This window comes from Streptomyces sp. NPDC111520 (genome assembly GCF_055635295.1).
Map to the genome: position 1 here is coordinate 84,425 of NZ_JBVKBW010000001.1, position 16,776 is coordinate 101,200.

General features: G+C 71.8%; 9 protein-coding genes. 2 read left to right on the forward strand and 7 right to left on the reverse strand.

Features of this window, described 5'->3' with window-relative positions; genetic code table 11:
• Position 1: 1 nt before the first annotated feature.
• Together ACZ7MY_RS00410 and pulA are read right to left on the reverse strand one after the other, a co-directional pair.
• Positions 2 to 742: a TNT domain-containing protein gene (locus ACZ7MY_RS00410; RefSeq protein ID WP_499598201.1), complete on the reverse strand. Its 741-nt coding sequence runs from the start codon at positions 740 to 742 to the stop codon at positions 2 to 4.
• A 215-nt stretch (positions 743 to 957) separates the two neighbouring features.
• Complete coding sequence (gene pulA, locus ACZ7MY_RS00415) at positions 958 to 6,417, reverse strand: pullulanase-type alpha-1,6-glucosidase (RefSeq protein ID WP_499598203.1); 5,460 nt, start codon at positions 6,415 to 6,417, stop codon at positions 958 to 960.
• Between the two features lie 327 nt (positions 6,418 to 6,744).
• Here pulA and ACZ7MY_RS00420 point away from each other — a divergent pair, with 327 nt between their 5' ends.
• Complete coding sequence (locus ACZ7MY_RS00420) at positions 6,745 to 8,205, forward strand: alpha/beta fold hydrolase (protein ID WP_499598205.1); 1,461 nt, start codon at positions 6,745 to 6,747, stop codon at positions 8,203 to 8,205.
• Between the two features lie 388 nt (positions 8,206 to 8,593).
• On the opposite strand, the gene ACZ7MY_RS00425 is transcribed toward ACZ7MY_RS00420, so the two are convergent.
• From ACZ7MY_RS00425 to ACZ7MY_RS00445, 5 genes are all read right to left on the reverse strand, one after another.
• Positions 8,594 to 9,631: a LacI family DNA-binding transcriptional regulator gene (locus ACZ7MY_RS00425; RefSeq protein WP_499598208.1), complete on the reverse strand. Its 1,038-nt coding sequence runs from the start codon at positions 9,629 to 9,631 to the stop codon at positions 8,594 to 8,596.
• A 31-nt stretch (positions 9,632 to 9,662) separates the two neighbouring features.
• Entirely contained in the window at positions 9,663 to 11,294 is a 1,632-nt protein-coding gene (locus ACZ7MY_RS00430; protein WP_499598211.1) for a glycoside hydrolase family 13 protein, read from the reverse strand.
• Between the two features lie 88 nt (positions 11,295 to 11,382).
• Positions 11,383 to 12,309 (reverse strand): sugar ABC transporter permease, encoded by a 927-nt coding sequence (locus ACZ7MY_RS00435; RefSeq protein ID WP_499598214.1) that lies wholly within the window; start codon positions 12,307 to 12,309, stop codon positions 11,383 to 11,385.
• Positions 12,310 to 12,362: 53 nt separating this feature from the next.
• On the reverse strand, positions 12,363 to 13,364 hold the full coding sequence (locus ACZ7MY_RS00440; RefSeq protein ID WP_499598216.1) for a carbohydrate ABC transporter permease: 1,002 nt from the start codon (positions 13,362 to 13,364) through the stop codon (positions 12,363 to 12,365).
• Between the two features lie 136 nt (positions 13,365 to 13,500).
• Positions 13,501 to 14,775: an extracellular solute-binding protein gene (locus ACZ7MY_RS00445; protein WP_499598217.1), complete on the reverse strand. Its 1,275-nt coding sequence runs from the start codon at positions 14,773 to 14,775 to the stop codon at positions 13,501 to 13,503.
• A gap of 325 nt (positions 14,776 to 15,100) precedes the next feature.
• Here ACZ7MY_RS00445 and ACZ7MY_RS00450 point away from each other — a divergent pair, with 325 nt between their 5' ends.
• Positions 15,101 to 16,768 carry a glycoside hydrolase family 13 protein gene (locus tag ACZ7MY_RS00450; protein ID WP_499598219.1) on the forward strand — a complete coding sequence of 556 codons (1,668 nt, stop codon included), beginning with the start codon at positions 15,101 to 15,103 and terminating at the stop codon, positions 16,766 to 16,768.
• The last annotated feature ends 8 nt before the right edge of the window (positions 16,769 to 16,776 follow it).

A 16,776-nucleotide genomic window follows, 5' to 3' on the forward strand; every position in this document is an offset into this window, starting at 1 on the left:
GTCAGTTCAGCCGGATGAGGTCGCCGTTGGTGACGTGGTTGAGCACGCTGTCACCGAGCGGCAGCACGTACTGCAGGCCGTTGCCGGGCTGGCCGTAGAAGGGCGCCACGGGTCCCGCGGACACCGCGAAGGACCTGACGACCTTGTACAGGTGGTAGTTGAAGGGGTAGCCCGGGTCGAAGGTGTTGAGGTTCGACGGTGCGATGGAACGCTGGGAGTACGGCGAACCGGCCGGGGCGAGGAACCGCCCGCCCTCGCCGCCGAAGCGGTCGATGCGCTGCCCCACGGCCAGGTTGATGACCGACACGGGACCGCCGGGCAGGAAGCCGTCGCCGGGCGGGAACTTGTAGCTGTTCGTCGCGAAGTCGAACCAGGTGCGCAGGAAGCCGTTGGCGTTCTGCCCGTCGAGCCGCCGGTAGTCGGTCAGCATCGCCCCGAGCAGGCCCTTGGTGGGCAGTTGCCGCGGTCCGAGCCGGGGGTCGCCGCAGAAGAACTTGGGGTCGGTGAAGGTGGCACCGATGCAGATGCGGGGGTTCTCCGGGCCACCGGGAGCGCGTCCGGGGGCGCCCGCCGTCTGGCCGGGCCCGTGCCCCGCGGCGGGGCGGGCGGGGGGAGCCGCGTGCTGTGCGCCCGGCCCCCAGTCCTCGGCGTGGGCCGAGCTGCCCGTGCCCAGCAGGGTACCGACGAGCAGGACGAGCAGGGCGGGAAGGGTGGAGAGCGATATTCGCTGGCGCCGCTTCAAGGGTCCTCCAGGGGACGACGGGAACGAGGCCGACCGGGACGGCGATCACCGTGCGTCACCGGAGCCGCGCGGATACGTACCCCTGCCGGATCGCCCACCGGAGCCGACCCGCCGCCGATTCATCCGGATGGACACGTGCTTCGCCCGTACGCAGCACCGCCCGGCCGGGACCCGCGGGAGGCGGGCCGCCGGCCGGGCGGTCACGGAACGTGCCGCTACCGCCGGACGAACACCGCCACGGTGCGGCCCGGCACGGTGAAGGTGCCGGACGCGCTGTCGTAGGAGGAGCGCTTCACCACGGCGTCGGAGCCGCCGGCCTGCACCGGGTGGAGGGCGTAGCCCTTCCCGGACAGGGCGGCGACCCGCTGGTCCTGAGCCTTCGGGGTCGCGTTGAGGACCACCACCAGCCGGCCCAGCCGCAGGGTGATCACGCCCGGGGTCTCGTCCTCGCCCGAGAGCGGGAACGACAGGTGGTCCTGGACCTGCGCCGCCGTGGTCAGCCCGAAGACCGGCTCGGTGGAGCGGATCCGCAGCAGGTCCCGGTAGGCGGCCGAGGCCGAGCTGATCTCGGCGCAGCCGACCCGCAGTGTGCCGGCGGTCAGCAGCGGCCTGGCGTAGGGCCACTTGGACTCGTTGTCGGCCTTCGGCGGCAGGCCGCGGCCGAAGCCGTTGCCCGCGGCGCAGTCCCAGTGGACGGCGTTGAACCAGTCGCCGGAGTCGTAGGAGTTGCGGTCCAGGGACTTGGAGCGCAGCAGGTCCGAGCCCGCCTGGTAGAGCGCGGGGCCCTGGGAGAGGGCGGGGACGGCCTCGGCGAGGACCTGCATGCGCGCCCGGTCGGCGGGCGAGGTGTCCTTCGGCAGCTTGAAGGCGAGCGCGTCGAAGAGGGACTCGTTGTCGTGGGCGTCCACGTAGGCGAGCGCGTCGCCGGGGGCGTCCGCGTACCCGGCGGGCGAGCCGTTGTAGTCGACCTCGGCGCCGGTGACCGCCTTGCCGCCGCTGTCGGTGAAGGAGAAGGACTTGAGGTTGCCGGTGAGGCCGACCTTGATGAGGTCCTGGTAGTGCAGCAGGCGGGCCCGCTGTTCGGCCTCGGTGCCGTTGGCGGCGGAGCCGTTGGGCTCGTTGAACAGGCCGGAGGCGAAGCCCTGGACGCCGGGGTCGGCGTCGAAGGGGCCGCCGCCGCGGACCGCGTCGCGGGCCCGGTCGGAGAAGGTGGCGACGCCGGTGCCGGCCATGTTCTTCTGGGTGGCCTGCACGAAGCGGGCGTCGTCGGCGACCTCGCCGAAGTTCCAGCCCTCGCCGTAGAGGACGATCTTCCTGCCGTCGACGCCGTCCTTGGCGGGGGTCAGCGCGTCCAGCGCCTTGCGGACGGCGAGGATGTTGGCCCTGGGGTGGTGGCCCATGAGGTCGAAGCGGAAACCGTCGACCTTGTACTCCTTGGCCCAGGTGACGATCGAGTCGACGACGAGCTTGCCCATCATCGCGTTCTCGGGCGCGGTGTTGGAGCAGCAGGTGGAGTTCGCGACCGTCCCGTCGTCCAGCAGGCGCTGGTAGTAGCCGGGCACGATCCGGTCGAGGACGGACGTGTCGTCCTGGCCGCTCGCGGCGGTGTGGTTGTAGACCACGTCCATGACGACGCGCAGGCCGGAGGTGTTGAGGCTCTGCACCATCCTCCGGAACTCCACCGTGCGCCGGGTGCCGTCCGGGTCGGTGGCATAGGAGCCCTCGGGGACGGTGTAGTGGAAGGGGTCGTAGCCCCAGTTGTAGGCGTCCCCGGCGGCGACGGCCGCCACGCACTCCTGCTGCTTGTCGGAGTCGGCCGGGTGGGCGGCCAGGTCGCAGTCGACCGTGGCCTGGTCCGCGCTCCTCTCCGCGACGGTGGCGAAGTCGAAGGCGGGCAGCAGGTGGACGTAGGAGACCCCGGACTTCGCCAGTGCCTTCAGGTGCGTCATGCCGGCCGAGCCGGAGTCGGCGAAGGCGGTGTACTTGCCCCGGTCCGCGGCGGGGACGGAGGTGTCCGCGACGGAGAAGTCCCGGATGTGGAGTTCCTGGATCTGGGCGTTGTTCAGGCCGACGGCCTCGGGCTTGGCCAGGTGGGACCAGCCGCCCGGGGCGAGCTTCGGGTCGTCGAGGTCGACGACGAGGCTCTGCTTCGAGTCGGTGGTCAGGGCGACCGAGTAGGGGTCGGTGACCCTGTTGGTGACGACCTTCCGGACGGTGGGCGCCCAGACCGTGACGGCGTAGCGGTACGGCTTGCCGGTCCAGCTCCGCTCACCGGTCACGCTCCACACGCCGGTGGAGGCGTCGCGCCGCATCGGGACGGTGCGCCCGTCCAGGTCCAGGGCGACGGACTGGGCGGTCGGGGCCCACACCGACAGCGTGGGTTCGCCGTGGGAGAAGACCGGGCCGAGCGCGGCCTTGGTCGCCTTCGCCGCGTACAGGTCGTCCAGGACGCCCTGGATCTGGACGCCGGTGGCGGAGAGCAGCGCCCCGTTGGCGAGCCGCTGGGTGGCGACGACCTGGCCGGTGAGGGCCGTGCGGACCCGGTCGCGGTCACGCGGGTCGATCGTGAAGGCCGCGTAGTCCTTCAGGTGCGGGAAGCGGGCCTTCTGGGCGTCGGTCAGGCCGCCCGGGACGCGGTCGAGACGGAGCCAGTGGCCCTCGCCGGTCAGCACGCCGTCCTTGACGGCGAGGCCGCCGCCGGGGGCGTACACGAGCTGGTGACTGGCCGCGGTGTCGCCGGTCTTCCAGGCGACGGTGTCCGCGTCGATCCACTGGGCCTTGGCCGTGGACAGGTCGAGGTCGGCGGAGGAGCCGGACGTGGTGGGCAGCAGGTACTTCTCTGTGCCGTTCAGGAGCCACACCTCGTGTCCATAGGTGGCGAGGTCGAGCGACTGGTCGGCGGGCAGGTCCTTGGTGTCGCCCTTGTGGAGGATGTAGCTCAGCGACGTGGCGCCCGCGGCGAGCGGCACCTCGAAGACGGCGCCGAAGGCGTCGGTCCTGACCGGCTGCAACGGGGCCGTCCAGTCGGTGGGGTCGGCGGCGCCGGTCCAGGTGTGCAGGCCCCAGCCGGTGTAGTCCCCATCGGCCCGGTGGTAGTGCAGGACGGCCTTGGAGCGGTCTCCCCCAGCCTGGCGGCTGGGAGGTGCCCCCAGCCCCGGCTCGGTACCGGAGGGGGCCTGGGTGGCGACGGCTTCCTTGCCCTGCTCGACCCAGATCTCGCCGGTCCTGGTGACGTCGATGAAGCGGTCGGAGCCGACGTCCTTGGTGCCGTCCTTGTCTATGACGAGGTAACCGACGCTGGAGGCACCCGGCTTGAGCTTGACGTAGGCGAAGGCGCCGTAGGCGTCGCGGCCGGTGAAGTCGTGCCCGGCAGGCCACGTGGTGCCCTCGCCGTCGGCGATGTCGCCCCAGGCGTACAGGCGCCAGTCGGTGTAGTCGTTGTCGGCGCGCTTGTAGTGGACGATCGCGTAGTCGCGGCTGCTCGCCACCGGGGGCTGCGGCGGGACCGGGGTGCCGCTGGTGGTGGCGGCGGTGGCGCTCGCGGTACGGCCGGCGGAATCGATCACGACCGCCTTGTACCGCAGCGCGGTGCCGGGCGTCACGTCCTCGCCGACCGTCTGGGTGACCTCGTACGGCGCGTGGTCCGCGGAGCCGAGCACCTTCCACGGCCCGCTGCCGGTCTGCGCGGCGAAGACGACCCGGTTCAGCTGCCCGCCCTGGACGTCGGCGGAGACCTCGACGGTGCCGGTGGCACCCGCCGCGGGGGCCTTCAGGGTCAGGGACGGCTTGGCGGCGGGGGCGCCGAGCGGCTTCGCCGCCTTCCAGACCACGGCGGACAGGGCCGGGACGGTGACGGCGATCCTGGTGTCGGCCCCGCTGCGGACGGAGCCCTCGGTGCCGTAGAGCGCGGTGAAGGCGGTGTTCGCGGAGCCGGTGGGAAGGGACGCGGTCCGCTCCTCCGTCGCGTTGTTGACGGCGACGACGTACTCGGTGCGGGTCCTGGGGTCCGTGCGTGAGAAGGCGTAGATCCCGGCGCCGTCCGCGGCGTAGCGCTCGGTCTGCACACCGTCGGCCAGGGCCGGATGGGCCTTGCGGAGCGCGGCGAGCCTGGCGATCGCCCGGTAGAGCGGGGCGCCGGTGTCGTAGGCGTCGCTCGCGTGGGTGCGGTCGGTGCCGAGCTGGTCGTCGTCGAGGTAGTCGGCGACCTTCGAGGCGAACATCGTCTGGCGGGCGTCCTTGTCGCCGCCCGCGCCGGTGTAGCCCTGCTCGTCGCCGTAGTAGACCACCGGGTTGCCGCGGGAGAGGAACATCAGCTCGTTGGCGAGCCGGTCGCGGCGGACGAGTTCGGCGTCGTCGGCGTCCGGGTTGTCCTGCTCCAGGAAGGTGCCGAAGCGGCCCATGTCGTGGTTGCCGAGGAAGGTGACCTGCTCGTACGCGTTGGCCTTGTCGGTCGTGTAGCGGTGGTCGTCACCGAACACCCCGGCCAGCTTCGCCGCGGAGCCGCCCTGGGAGGCGTACTGGCGGGCGGCGTCCTGGAAGGGGAAGTCGAGCGTCGCGTCCAGGCGGCCCTGGGTGACGTAGGGGGAGGTGATCGCGGTGTCGGCGGAGTAGACCTCGCCGAACATGAAGAAGTCATCGCGGCCGTGCCGCGCGGCGTAGGCGTCGAGGGCGGTGGCCCACTGGGTCCAGAACGGCAGGTCGACGTGCTTGACGGTGTCGATGCGGAAGCCGTCGACGGCGAAGTCGCGGACCCACTTCTCGTAGATCTCCTCCATGCCCCTCACGACCTCTGGGCGCTCGGTCCACAGGTCGTCGAGGCCGGAGAAGTCGCCCTGGTCGGAACTCTCGCCGGCGAAGGTGGAGTCACCCCGGTTGTGGTACATCGTCGGGTCGTTGAGCCAGGCCGGGACCTTGGCGTCCGAGGTGACGACGGGGGTGCGGGGGAAGGAGTCGCGGTCGACGGCGGGGAAGCCCCCGCCGGCCTTCGCGTAGTCGCTGTCGTCGAAGGGGACGCCGTCCTTCGTCAGGTAGGGGAAGGCGCCCTTGGAGAGGTAGCCGTAGGACTTCTCGTCGTAGTCGACGACGTCGGCGGTGTGGTTGGTGATGACGTCGAAGAAGACCTTCATACCCTTGGCGTGGGCCTTGGATATCAGCGCCTTGAGGTCGGCGTTGGTGCCGAAGTGCGGGTCGACCTGGGTGAAGTCGGTGATCCAGTAGCCGTGGTAGCCGGCCGAGGCCTGCTCCCCCGTGCCCTGCACGGGCCGGTTCTTGAAGATCGGCGCCATCCATATCGCGGTGGTGCCGAGGCCCTTGATGTAGTCGAGGCGCCGGGTCAGCCCCTTGAGGTCGCCGCCCTGGTAGAAGCCCTTGTCGGCGGGGTCGTAGCCGGTGCTGAGCCGGGTGCCGGTCAGGCCGCCCCTGTCGTTGGACGCGTCGCCGTTGGCGAAACGGTCCGGCAGTACGAAGTAGAACTGCTCCCGCGTCAGGTCGTGACGTGCCGGCTGGGCGGCGAGCGCGGCGTCGGAGGGCGACGGGGGCGGGGCGGCCGCCGACGCGGCGGGCGCCGAGGCGGGGACGGCGAGGGCGGCGGCGAGGGCCGCCACCGCGACGGCTGCGGCTCCGCGTCTGCGCGCGCGTGGGCGCGTGGACGCGGGCAGCCCGGTGTGCTGGGCCACGGGGTGTTCTCCTTGCGGAATCCGTGTGCGGACGGTTGTACCTCTGGGAGCCCACGCGCCATGAGCCTTCGCCCGGCAGCGGTGCCGGACCGTGCCGGGACCGTACCTCTTGCGGCGGCCTTACAGCAAGATGTCGCAAGGATTTCCAACGGGCCCGCCTCCACTGCCGCACAGCAGACCTGACGTACCGTCAGAAGGCCGCCCGCGGCCGCGGATCGCCGAACACTATGAACGCAATGGCCACGGCTCTGGACCCCCGCCACCCGCGTCCCGAAACATCGGGGCCCCGCGCGACGACGCGCCGGACGACCACGGGAGGACGAGATCATGTTCACCGGGCATTCCCCACGACGCACCGGTTCCGGAACCGTACGACGCCGCATGGCCCTGGCGGCCGGGGGTGTCGCCGCCCTCCTCGCCACCGGGCTCGCGGGCCCCCCGCCCGCCGCGGCCGCCGCGACGGCGCCCGCCCCCGCCGACTGCCCGGCGGAACTGCCGGCGGACGCCGCCTGCTTCCGCGGCCAGGACGCGAACGGCGCACACTACGCCATGGCCGTCCCGCACGACTGGAACGGCTCCCTGGTCGTCCACGCCCACGGCGGCCCCGACCTCGGCGACACCTCCGACCCGGAGCGCAGCCTCGGGGACCTGGCTCGCTGGTCGGTCATGGTGAAGGAGGGCTACGCCTGGGCGGGTTCCTCCTACCGCCGCGGCGGCTACGGCACGCGCATGGCGGCCGAGGACACCGAGAACGTACGGCGGCTGTTCGTGCGGCAGTTCGGCACACCGCGCCGGACCTTCGTCCACGGCCAGTCCTGGGGCGGGAACGTGGCGGCCAAGGTCGCCGAGATCTACGCGGCCGGTCACCGATCGCCGTACGACGGCGCCCTGCTGACCAGCGGCGTCCTGGGCGGGGGCTCGCGGGGCTACGACTACCGGGTGGACCTGCGCGTGGTCTACCAGTACTACTGCCGCAACCACCCGAGGCCCACGGAGCCCCAGTACCCGCTGTGGATGGGGCTGCGCGCCGACTCGACGATGACGGCCACCGGACTCCGCGCCCGCCTCCAGGAGTGCACCGGCTACTCCTCGCCGCCGCAGGAGCGCACGGCCCTGCAGCAGCGCAACCTCGACGACATCCTGGCCGTGACGGGACTCCCGGAGCGGACGCTGGAGTCGCACCTGCGGTTCGCGACCTTCACCTTCCGCGACATCGTGCACAACCGGCTGGGCGACCGGAACCCCTTCGGCAACACCACCGTCCGCTACACCGGATCGCACGACGACACCGCGCTCAACGCGGGCGTGGAGCGCTTCGCCGCCGACCCGGCGGCCCTGCGGGACCTGTCCTTCGACAGCGACGTCACCGGCGCGGTGTCGATCCCGGTGCTCACCGTGCACGCCATCGACGACCCGACCGCGTTCGTGGAGCACGAGGCGGCCTACCGGGCCTCGCTGGAGGGCGCCCACCGCGGGGGGCTGCTGGTGCAGAACTTCACGCGGGAGAGCGAGCACAGCGAGCTGAGCTCCTCGGAGTACGCCGCCGCGATGCGCTCCCTGGCCTCGTGGGTACGGACAGGCCACCGGCCGACACCGGGCTCGGTCGCGGCCTCCTGCCCGGCGTTCGACGCCGTCTACGGCACCGGGTGCTTCTTCGAGCCGCGGTACGTCCCGCGGGCCTACTCCTCCCGCGTGTACCCGCGGCCGGGGGCCCGGCACTGGCCGGCGCTGTCCGCCGCCCAGGAGCGTGCGTGGAGCCGTCTGGACGGCGTGGGCATCGCACCCTGAGCGGCTCCCGCCCGGCCCCGCATGTGGCCTCCCACCTGCGGTCTCGCCCTTCCGCAAGGCCCCTGCAGAATCTTGCAGAAACTTTCTGCAGGGGCCTTCCGTCCTGCCCTGAGCGGCTGTTACGTTCCTCTTCGGCCCGGTTCGGCCGGCCGGGGGTCCGCCCCTGACGGCGGGTCCCACGCGCCCGGCCGGCCGGACCGGCCGTCACCAGGACGGGGGCGGGCCCAGGACCGCAGAAGCCACCCCGCTGCGCCCCGCCCGGGGCAGGTCCAGGGCCCGCCCCGACATCACGGGGACCCGCGCCGCCCTCCGCAGAGCCGTCCGCAGAGCCGTCGGAACGCCCCGGGAAAGCCGTCGGAGACCGCCGGAAACCGCCGTCGGAAAGCCGTCAGGAACGCCGGCCGGCACCGGGCGCCTGCCCCGTGGAACCGCGCACGACCAGTTCGGTCTGGAAGACGAACTCCGAGCGCTGCACGGGGTTGCCGCCGATCTCCTCCAGCAGGGCGTTCACCGCCGCCGCCCCCATCGCCTCGACCGGCTGCCGGACCGTGGTCAGCGGCGGGTCGGTGAAGGCGATCAGCGGCGAGTCGTCGTAGCCGACGACCGAGACGTCCCCGGGGACGGCCAGACCGCGCTCCCGCACTGCGCGCACCGCGCCCAGCGCCATCAGGTCGCTGCCGCAGACGATGCCGGTGCAGCCCTTGTCCAGCAGCGCCCCGGCGGCCGCGTGACCGCCCTCCACGGAGAACAGGGTGTGCTGGACGTACGCCGCGGCCTCCTCCCCGCCGAGCCCGAGCAGGCTGCCCAGCGCCTCGACGAAGCCCTCGACCTTGCGGTGCACGGGCACGAAGCGGTTGGGCCCGACGGCCAGCCCGATCCGCTGGTGGCCGAGCTCCACCAGGTGCTGGACGGCGATGCGCGCCGAGGCGCGCTCGTCCGGCGAGATGTACGGCCCGGCGATCGCCGGGTTGTAGCCGTTGACCAGCACATAGGGCACGCCCTGGCCGAGGAGGCGGGCGTAGCGCTCGGGGTCGGCCGTGACGTCGGCGTGCAGCCCGGACAGGAAGACGATGCCGCGTACCCCGCGCTCCACGAGCGCCTCCACGAGTTCGTCCTCGGTGGAGCCGCCGGGGTGCTGGGTGCACAGCACCGCCGTGTAGCCGTAGCCGGTCAGGTTCTGCTCGATGACCTGGGCGAAGGCGGGGAAGATCGGGTTGTTGAGCTCGGGGGTGATCAGCCCGATCTGGCCGGCGCTGCGCTGGCGCAGCCGCACCGGACGCTCGTAGCCGAGCACGTCCAGTGCGGCCAGCACCTTCTGCCGGGTGGCGGGGGCGACCCCCGCCTTCCCGTTCAGCACGCGGCTGGCGGTGGCCTCGCTGACCCCAGCCTGGGCCGCGATGTCGGCGAGACGAGCCGTGGTGTTCACACCTACAGACCCTATGCGACCGCGACGCACGTCAAACGGCCCACCAGACGGTCGTGTCGGCCGGGACGACGACCCCGTCCGCCGTGACCTCCACGGGGGAACTGGCCAGCAGCAGCGCGCCCGGCGCGGGCAGCGTCACCGGCCCGGCCGTGGTGTTGACGGTGCACGCGAAACCGGGCCGGCGGAAGGAGAGCACGCCCCGCGGGGCGTCCTGCCACTGGACCGACTCGCCGGCGCCCAGGCCGTCGCGCTCGCGGCGCAGCCGCAGGGCGGAGCGGTACAGCTCCAGGGTGGAGGCCGGGTCCCCGGTCTGCGCGGCCACGCTGAGCTCCGCCCAGCCCTCGGGCTGCGGCAGCCAGCTGCCGCCGCTGCCGAAGCCGTGGCTGGGGCCTTCGGTGGTCCACGGGATCGGGACGCGGCAGCCGTCGCGGAAGCCGTCCTGGCCCGCGGCGCGGAAGAACGCCGGGTCCTGACGGGCCTCGTCGGGCAGGTCGGTGACCTCGGGCAGGCCCAGTTCCTCGCCCTGGTAGACGTACGCGGAGCCGGGCAGCGCCAGCATCAGCAGGGAGGCGGCGCGGGCCCGGCGCAGGTCGTACGTCCTCTGGTCGGCGGACAGCCGGGTGGCGTGACGGACGACGTCGTGGTTGGACAGCACCCAGGTGGTGGGCGCGGCGACCGGGCGCATGGCGTCCAGGGAGCGGTCGATGACCTCGCGCAGCTCGCCGGCGTCCCACTTGGTGCCCAGGTACTGGAAGTTGAAGGCCTGGTGCAGTTCGTCGTGGCGGACGTAGTTGGCGGTCCGCTCCACGGTGGGGGTCCAGGCCTCGGCGACGGCGATGCGCCGGCCCTGGTACTCGTCGAGGATGCGCCGCCAGGAGCGGTAGATCTCGTGGACGCCGTCCTGGTCGAAGAAGGGCAGGACATCGTTGCCAAGCAGCTTGAGCTGCTCGTGGGCCCCGATGTCGGGCAGGCCGTCGGCCTTCACCAGGCCGTGCGCGACGTCGATGCGGAAGCCGTCGACGCCCATGTCCAGCCAGAAGCGCAGGATCGAGCGGAACTCGTCCTGGACGGCCGGGTGCTCCCAGTTGAAGTCGGGCTGCTCGGGCGCGAACAGGTGCAGGAACCACTCGCCGTCGGCGGCGCGGGTCCAGGCCGGCCCGCCGAAGACGGACTCCCAGTCGTTGGGCGGCAGTTCGCCGTTCCCGCCCTTGCCGGGGCGGAAGTGGTAGCGCTGCCGCAGCGGGGAGCCGGGGCCCTCGCGCAGTGCCTGCTTGAACCACTCGTGCTGGTCGGAGGAGTGGTTGGGGACGAGGTCGACGATGATCCGCAGCCCCAGCCGGTGGGCGTCGCGGATCAGGCCGTCCGCGTCGTGGAGGGTGCCGAACATCGGGTCGATGGCCCGGTAGTCGGCGACGTCGTAGCCTCCGTCGGCCTGCGGGGAGGCGTAGAAGGGGCTCAGCCAGACGGCGTCGACGCCCAGGTCGCGCAGGTACGGGAGCCGCTCGCGGATGCCGGGGATGTCCCCCATGCCGTCGCCGTTCCCGTCGGCGAAGCTGCGGGGGTAGACCTGGTAGATGACCGCCTCTCTCCACCAGTCCGCGGTGGCCGCGCCCTGGTCGCAGGAGTGGGGGTGACGGGTGGAGTCCGCCAGGTACTGGGTCATGGTGATCCCTTGGAAAAGTGGTTGCTCGTGCGGCGAGGGGGCGAGGCCGGGTGCCCGGCCCGCGGGCCGGGCACCCCGGTTCGTACGGTCAGGACTTGGCCGCGCCGGCGGTCAGGCCGGTGACCAGGTGCCGCTGGACGACGTAGAAGAAGGCCGACGCGGGGACGGCGATGAGCACGGAGGTGGCGGCCATCAGGTCCCACTGGTTGTCGTGCTCGCTGACGAAGGTGGTGAGGCCGACGGCGAGGGTGTACTTGTCCTCGCCGAGCATGAAGACCGAGGCGTAGGCGACCTCGCCCCACGCGGTGAGGAAGGTGTAGAAGGCCGCCACCGCCAGGCCCGGCCGGGCCAGCGGCAGGATCAGCCGGTAGAAGGTGCCGAACGGGGAGAGGCCGTCGACCCGGCCGGCCTCGTCGATCTCCTGCGGGATGGTGTCGAAGTAGCCCTTGAGCAGCCACGCGCAGTACGGCACGGCGGTGGTGCAGTAGACCAGGATGAGCGCCCAGTACGTGTCCAGCAGGCCCAGGTCGGCCAGGATGTTGTAGAGCGGCACCATGAGGATGGCGACCGGGAACATCTGGGTCACCAGGAAGGTCCACATCAGCTGCCGGTGGCCGGGGAAGCGCATCCGGGAGACCGCGTAGCCGGCGCTGGCGGCGATGAACACGCCCAGCACACAGGTGCCGAGGGCGACGATCATGGAGTTCAGGAACCACTGCAGGAAGTTCGTGTCGCCGAGGACCTTGGTGTAGTTCTCGAAGCTGAACTTGCCCGCGATGTCGGCCGGGTGCAGGAAGTCGGTCTTGTCCGGGCCGAAGGAGACCCAGGCGATCCACAGCACGGGGAACGCCGCGATGAAGCTCGCGGTGATCAGTACGCCGTGGATCAGCACGGAGGGGCCCCGGCCGCGCTCGCCGCGGCCGGTGCGCCGGCGCGTGGCGGCGCGGGCGGTGGCGGTGGCCGGGCCGGCGCCCTCGGTGGCCCCCGCGGCGGGGAGGTCTGCGGTGGTGCTCATGGGGGTGGCTGCCCTCTCTTGCGTCATGACGGATGTCCTGGCCGGGGCGGCCGTCAGGCGGCCGGGTTCTCGGAGCGGGCGAGCCAGCGCCGGTACACGGAGGCGAAGACGATGAGCATGGACAGGATGATCACGCCGTAGGCGGCGGAGCCGGCGTAGTCGCGCGGGTCCTGTCCGAAGCCGAGGCGGTAGGCCCAGGTCACCAGGATCTGGGCGTCCTGCCCGGCGTTCGCGCCGAACAGCAGGAAGATGACGACGAACTGGTTGAAGGTCCAGATGATGCCGAGCAGGATCACCGTGCTGCTCACCGAGCGCAGGCCGGGGAGCGTCACGTAGCGGAACCGCTGCCAGGGGGTGGCGCCGTCCATCTCGGCCGCTTCGTACAGCTCGGAGGGGATCGACTGCAGGCCGCCGAGGAGCGAGACCATCATGAAGGGCACGCCGACCCAGGTGTTGACCATGATCGCGGCGGTCTTCTGCCAGAAGGAGTCGCTCAGCCAGGCGGGCGTCGGCAGGTGCAGCGAGTGCAGGACCGTGTTCAGGATGCCGCCGTCGTCGGCGAGGATCAGCCGCCAGGAGAAGACGGTCACGAAGGTCGGGACGGCCCACGGCAGGATCAGGACCAGCCGGTAGAAGGTGCGGCCGCGGAGCTTGCGGTTCAGCAGCATGGCCAGGCCGAGGCCGAGGCCGTAGTGCAGGGCGACGCAGACGACCGTCCACAGGATGGTCCAGGTGAAGTGCGGCCAGAACTGGTGGTCGCCCCCCGAGAGGATCTCCGTGTAGTTGTCGAGGCCGACCCAGGAGAAGGAGTCCGGGATCTCGTTGACGCCGATCGTCCGGCCGACGTTCTGGCTGTTGGCGTCGGTCAGCGACAGGTAGACGCCGCGGACCAGCGGGTACAGCACCAGCAGGCCGATGACGGCGACCACCGGCGCCACCATGGCCCAGGCATACCAGTTGCGGTTGTACGACTGCCGGATGCGGCTGAACGGACCGGGGCGCGGCGCCTGGCCACGCTGGGTCTTCCCGGTCCCGCCCTGGACGGCGACGGTCATCTTCGGCACCTTTTCGAGAGGTTCGCAGAGGGTGGTACGGCCGCGCCGCACGGCCGGGGGCCAGGCCTGCGGACGCGGGCGGGCCGTCCGGCCCGCCCCCCGCTCGGGGAGGCGGACCGGACGGCTCACGGCTGCCTTACTGGAAGTCCTTGACGAGCTTCCGGTAGGACTCGGCGGTCTGGTCCAGGCCCTTCTGGGTGTCGGTCTTCCCCTGCAGGATGCTGGTCAGGTCGGTGCCGAAGTCGGCGAAGAGCGAGCTGTACTCCGGGAGCTCCGGACGCGGGCGGGCGACGTTGGCCAGGATGTCCTGGAACTCGGCGACGCCCGGGGCGGCCTTGACCTCGGCGGTGTAGGCGGAGGTGCGGGTCGGCAGGGTGCCGTTCTTCAGCGCGATCTGCGCCTGGGTCTTCCCCGAGGTCATGAAGCCGACGAACTTCTGCGCGGCCTCCTGGTGGGCCTTGTCCGAGCCGGCGTAGACGGCCAGGTTGTGACCGCCGGTCGGGGCGCCCGCCTTGCCGGTCGAGCCGGCCGGGACGGCGGAGATGCCCAGGTTGGCCTTGTCGGAGAAGGCCGCGCCCTTGTAGATGTTGGTCAGCTCCCAGGGCCCCTGGACGATCATGGCGACCTTGCCGTTGATGAACGCGTCCTGCATGTGGGCGTAGGCGTCGGCGGTCACGTCGAGCTTGTGGACGCCCGGGGCGGCGAGCACGGACTTGCTGACGTCGACGGCCTTGACGGCCTCGGGCGAGTTGATCGTGATCTTCTTCGATGCGGCGTCGACCATGTCGGTGCCCTCGCCGAAGAGGAAGGGCAGCTCGTAGTAGGAGTCGGCGCGGAGCCAGAAGCCGTCGACCTTGTCCTTGGCCTTGACGGCCTTGGCGACCGCCTTCAGCTCGTCCCAGGTGGCGGGGGCCTTGTCGAAGCCGGCCTTCTTCAGCAGCTCCTTGTTCCACATGAGCGCGAGGGTGTCGGTGACGATCGGCGCACCGTAGGTCTTGCCCTCGTACTGCGCCTGCTTCAGCAGGGACGGGTTGATGTCGTCCTGGTCGGCCAGCGCGGGGGTGCCGTCCAGCGGCGCGAGGAACTGGGACTTCGCCCAGGAGGCGGTCCAGCCGACCTCGGCGCGGACCACGTCCGGGGCGCCCTTGCTGCCGGCGGCGGTCTGGAACTTGTTCTGCGCCTGGTCGAAGGGCACGTTGACGTACGTGACCTTGATCTTCGGGTTCGCCTTCTCGAAGTCCGCGATCAGGGCCTTGTAGGTCGGTGCCTCGTTCGTCGCGTTCGAGGTGTCCCACCAGGTGATGGTGACGGGACCGCCGGCCTTGTCACTGCCGCCGTCGTCGCCGCCGCAAGCCGTCGCCGCGAGCCCGAGCGCCGCAACCAGCGCGGTGGCCGCTATGCCACGCCGCATGTGATCTCCTCCAGGATGAAAGCCCGTGATGGTGCGGGGCGCGTCACCGCGTCCCCCCTGCCGACTGCGCCGTTGCGGCCGCCGGGCTGTCGAGGAACGTAACAGGGAAGAAAGCCCGACGAAAGACCTTGCTGCAAAGACTTGCAAGATCTTCCGATCGTTACATCTGCGTGTCCTCACAGTTGCAGACGGGAGACGCGCCATGGGACGCTCACCGTCCTGGAAGCCGTTACGCGATCTTCCGCAAATTTCTGAAAGGCATTGCCGATCACGCGGTGGATCGGAATCATCGGCAGGGACCGGCGCCGACTCCCGAGGGACCGACATGACCCAAGAGCTCGCCCCCGTCGTCCACGACGCGACCGACGCGACCGACGCGGCCCCGGCCGCCCCCGAGGGGCGCGCTCCCGGCTGGTGGCGCAGCGCCGTCATCTACCAGGTGTACGTACGCTCCTTCGCCGACGGCGACGGCGACGGCGTGGGCGACCTGCCCGGCATCCGGGCCCGGCTGCCCTACCTGGCGGAACTCGGCGCCGACGCCGTGTGGCTGACCCCCTTCTACGCCTCCCCCCAGGCGGACGGCGGCTACGACGTGGCGGACTACCGCAGCGTCGACCCCCTCTTCGGCTCCCTCGCGGACGCCGACGCGCTCATCCGCACCGCCCACGAGCTGGGCCTGCGGGTGATCGTCGACATCGTCCCGAACCACACCTCCGACCGGCACGCGTGGTTCCGGGCGGCGCTCACGGACCGGCGCGGGGGGCCGGCCCGCGAGCGCTACCACTTCCGCCCCGGCCGGGGCGAGCACGGTCAACTGCCGCCCAACGACTGGGAGTCGGTCTTCGGCGGTCCCGCCTGGACCCGGGTCGGGGACGGCGACTGGTACCTCCACCTGTTCGCCCCCGAGCAGCCCGACCTCAACTGGGACCACCCGGAGGTCCGGGAGGAGTTCGACGCGGTCCTGCGCTTCTGGCTCGACCTGGGCGTCGACGGCTTCCGTGTCGACGTCGCCCACGGCATGGTCAAGGCGGCCGGCCTGCCCGACATCGGCCGCAAGGAGCAGGTCAAGATGATCGGCTCCCAGGTGCTGCCCTTCTTCGACCAGGACGGGGTCCACGAGATCCACCGCTCCTGGCGCCGGCTGCTCGACTCCTACTCCCGCGGGCCCCGGCCGGAGGGCCTGCCCGCCGAGCGCATCGGCGTCGCCGAGGCCTGGGCGCCGAACGCCGGGCGCATGGCGCTGTACGTCCGCCCCGACGAACTGCACCAGGCCTTCAACTTCCACTTCCTGCAGTGCCCGTGGGAGGCCGGGGCGATGCGCGCGGTGATCGAGGAGTCCCTCGCCGCCACCGTCTCCGTGGGCGCCCCCACCACCTGGGTGCTCTCCAACCACGACGTGGTCCGGCACGTCACCCGCTACGGCGACGGCGCGGCCGGGCTGCGCCGGGCCCGCGCCGCGGCCCTGCTGATGCTGGCGCTGCCCGGTTCCGTCTACGTCTACCAGGGCGAGGAACTGGGCCTGCCAGAGGTCACCGACCTGCCCGACGAGGTCCGCCAGGACCCCTCCTTCTTCCGGGACAACGGCCAGGACGGGCTGCGCGACGGCTGCCGGGTGCCCATCCCGTGGACCACCGACGGCCCCAGCCACGGCTTCGGCCCGGCCGGCAGCTGGCTGCCGCAGCCCGCGGGCTGGGGCGGGCTCAGCGTGCAGGCGCAGACCGGCGACCCCGGCTCCACGCTGGAGCTGTACCGCTCGGCCCTGCGGCTGCGCCGTGAGCTGCCGGGCCTCGGCGACGGGCCGATGCGCTGGCTGGACGCCCCCGAGGGGGTGCTGGCGTTCTCCCGCCCCGGCCTGGTGTGCACCGTCAACGTCACTCCGGAGCCGGTCCAACTGCCCGTTCCGGGGCGGCCGGTGCTCTCCTCCGAGCCCGTGGCGCCCACCGGCGGATCCGTCCGTCTTCCGGCTGATTCGTGCATCTGGTGGGCGATCTGAGATGCGAC

Coding starts and splice junctions, on each gene's coding strand:
- ACZ7MY_RS00420 (WP_499598205.1), top strand. CDS start 6,745: ATGTTCACCGGGCATTCCCCACGACGCACCGGTTCCGGAACCGTACGA.
- ACZ7MY_RS00430 (WP_499598211.1), bottom strand. CDS start 11,294: ATGACCCAGTACCTGGCGGACTCCACCCGTCACCCCCACTCCTGCGAC.
- ACZ7MY_RS00435 (WP_499598214.1), bottom strand. CDS start 12,309: ATGAGCACCACCGCAGACCTCCCCGCCGCGGGGGCCACCGAGGGCGCC.
- ACZ7MY_RS00440 (WP_499598216.1), bottom strand. CDS start 13,364: ATGACCGTCGCCGTCCAGGGCGGGACCGGGAAGACCCAGCGTGGCCAG.
- ACZ7MY_RS00445 (WP_499598217.1), bottom strand. CDS start 14,775: ATGCGGCGTGGCATAGCGGCCACCGCGCTGGTTGCGGCGCTCGGGCTC.
- ACZ7MY_RS00450 (WP_499598219.1), top strand. CDS start 15,101: ATGACCCAAGAGCTCGCCCCCGTCGTCCACGACGCGACCGACGCGACC.